We start from the raw sequence: 2688 nt of genomic DNA, 5'->3' as shown, positions 1-2688 counted from the left end.
CCCGACAGCCACCGAGGTCACAAGCGATTCAGACAAAGAGAAAACCGCTCTAGGGTAAGTCGGGCGGGCCGTCCGGCGCGGTTGTGTTACATGACATACAAAACAGCGAGAGTAGCGGAGCGTGGGCTTGGTCGTTTTCTTCCAATCTGGTCGCGTCGACCGTCTTCGCCGTCCTTTATGATCATACAGGCAAGCTTGCCGTCCCCGTAGCCCGGCCGTTCTGGCCGGTGCCGCGGAGCTCTGCCGGCAGGTCTCGCCCCATGGACCTGAAACACCTGTTTGGCGACGTCGAGACCGACCGTCGCTACTTGCATGGCCGCCTCCCCTCAGCTTCGATGAACCACTGACCGGCTTGCCACAGACCCCGTTTGAGAATGGTTAGGGGTGCGCGACACGGCGGAGCAGGAGGGCGTCGAGGCTGACGCGGATCATGCTTCGCTGACGTCGCAGCGGCGCTCGTTGTCGCGGACGAGGCGGTGCCAGCGCATCATCCAGCCGAAGGTCCGCTCCACGACCCAACGCCTGGGCAGGACGTGGAAGCCCTTCTGGTCGGCCAGCTTGCGAACGATCTCGATGACGAAGTCGCGGTAGGCGGCCCAGCTCATCAGCTTGCCCCGATAATAGGCGCCATTGGCAAACAGATGTTTCAGCCAAGGCCACCGCTTGCGCACCGCCACGATGATCCGCTCTGCCCCGGCCGCGTCCTGGATATCGGCCGTGGTTAGGTTGACCATGAGCAGGCGGCCATCCGTATCCACGGCGACATGCCGCTTGCGCCCCCTGATCCGCTTGGCGGCGTCGCAGCCCCCGCCTTCAGGCGCGTGCGGCGCTTTCACCGTCTGGCTGTCGAGCACGCCCCCGGTCGGGCTTGCCTCCCGGCCCTGCCGCTCGCGGTCCAGCATCAGCGCGATGCCGTGGATGGTCTGGAACAGCAGCCGCCGGGTGAAGCGCCAGAACCACCAGTACACGGTCTGCCATGGCCCGAAATGCACCTGCAACATCCGCCAGCCGCAACCCGCACGGGCCAGATAGCGGATAGCGTTCAGCATCTCTCGCGTGTCGGCGCTGGGCGGCCTGCCGCGCCCTGCAGGAGGCGGCAGCAGCGGCTGCACCGCAGTCCACTCCTCATCCGTCAGGTCGGTCGGATAGCGCCGCCGACGCTCAAACGCCGCCTGCCGCGCCCGGTGCTCCTTAGTCCACATTCCGCCCATTTGGGCCAGGCTAGAGCCCAAACCACCGCCGATCGGGCATTCTCAAACATGGGGTAATCGGGGCGGGCAGCGTCCCCGACGCCCTGCTGATTAAGATCAGCTTGGGCATGCCATCTCGGGAGGATCCGCCATGGAGCAATATGTTGCGCTGGACGTCTCGCTGAAGGAGATCAGCGTCTGCGTGATTGACGGCAGGGGCGCCGTGACCTTCGAGGGGAAGGTTGCCGCGGAGCCGACCCTCTTGATTGCGCTGATCCGCCGCGAGGCGCCGCAGCTGGTGCGCCTGGGGCTCGAGACCGGCGCCACTTCGCCCTGGCTGTATCATGCGCTCAAGGGGGCGGACCTGCCGGTGGTGCTGATGGACGCGCGGCATGCCCATGCCGCGCTCTCGATGCGGCCGACCAAGTCGGACCGTAGCGACGCTCGTGGCCTGGCTGAGATGCTGCGCATGGGATGGTACCGTGCCGTCACCGCCAAGAGCTTCACCGCACACGAGCGCCTGGCCCTGCTGGCGGCTCGGCGGCGTCTCGTCGAGATACGCGTAGAGCTGGATGGGCAGATCCGCGGCCTGCTGAAGACCTTTGGCTTGATCGTTGGACCAGGAAACACTGATGCCCTCGTCCGCCGCGCCGAGGCCCTGGCGGAGGGTAACGCGACGATCAGCGGCCTGGTGGCCAAGCTCGCCGAGGTGCGGCGGCACGTGGTGGCCCAGGTTGCCGCGTTAGACCGTGACATCCGCCGTCTCGTTCGCCGTGAGCCCGTGCTCAAGCGGTTCATGACCGTGCCGGGGGTTGGGCCCATCACCGCCGTGGCCTTCCTCTCCACCATCGACGACCCGGAGCGGTTCAAGCACGCACGCGATGTCGGCCCCTATCTCGGACTGACGCCAACCCGCTACCAGTCCGGCGAGACAGATCGGCATGGCCGTATCTCGAAGTGCGGCGATGCCTTCACCCGCACCTGCCTATACGAGGCAGCCAACGTGTTGCTGACCAAGGTGCAGCGGTTCTCGCCGCTAAAGGCATGGGGCACCCGCCTGGTGCAGCGCATTGGCGCCAAGAAGGCGCGGGTCGCGGTCGCGCGCAAGATCGCCGTCATTCTCCGCTGCATCTGGACCGACGGCACCGAGTTCTGGTGGAGCCGGGAGGAGGCCAAGATGGCCTGACCCAGCGCCCATCACCCAGGCTCCGCGCTCCGGCGGAGAGGCTGTCTCTGCCGGGACGGTGGGTGGCGGTGACTGCGTAGATCCCGTTGGCCGGTCCGGCATGCCACGCCTGATCAGGCCGCCTCAAACATCGCGGCGCCCTACCCCTGACCCCCATCATGGGGCGGATCACACCGACCCCGAAGAGAACCATGACCCCGGCAGCGGCCAGCCTCCACACCGGTGCTTGACCCGAAAGCCCCGTTTAGAGAACGGGGTCTTAGCTCGACTTTGGCCATTCGCGGAGGGTGAGGCGGCGGAGCGAGTGACTGG

General features: G+C 66.5%; 1 protein-coding gene and 1 pseudogene. One reads left to right on the top strand and one right to left on the bottom strand.

The features are described 5' to 3' along the window. Window positions 1-378 precede the first annotated feature (378 nt). A pseudogene (locus AC5JJ6_RS08120) lies at window positions 379-1202 on the bottom strand (IS5 family transposase). A gap of 139 nt (window positions 1203-1341) precedes the next feature. Here AC5JJ6_RS08120 and AC5JJ6_RS08115 point away from each other — a divergent pair. Beyond that, window positions 1342-2376: an IS110 family RNA-guided transposase gene (locus tag AC5JJ6_RS08115; RefSeq protein ID WP_496041550.1), complete on the top strand. Its 1035-nt coding sequence runs from the start codon at window positions 1342-1344 to the stop codon at window positions 2374-2376. Window positions 2377-2688 lie beyond the last annotated feature (312 nt).

The organism is Skermanella sp. (genome assembly GCF_059503625.1).
Note: the sequence above shows the minus strand (reverse complement) of the source record. Positions and strands in the feature narration are given on the sequence as shown.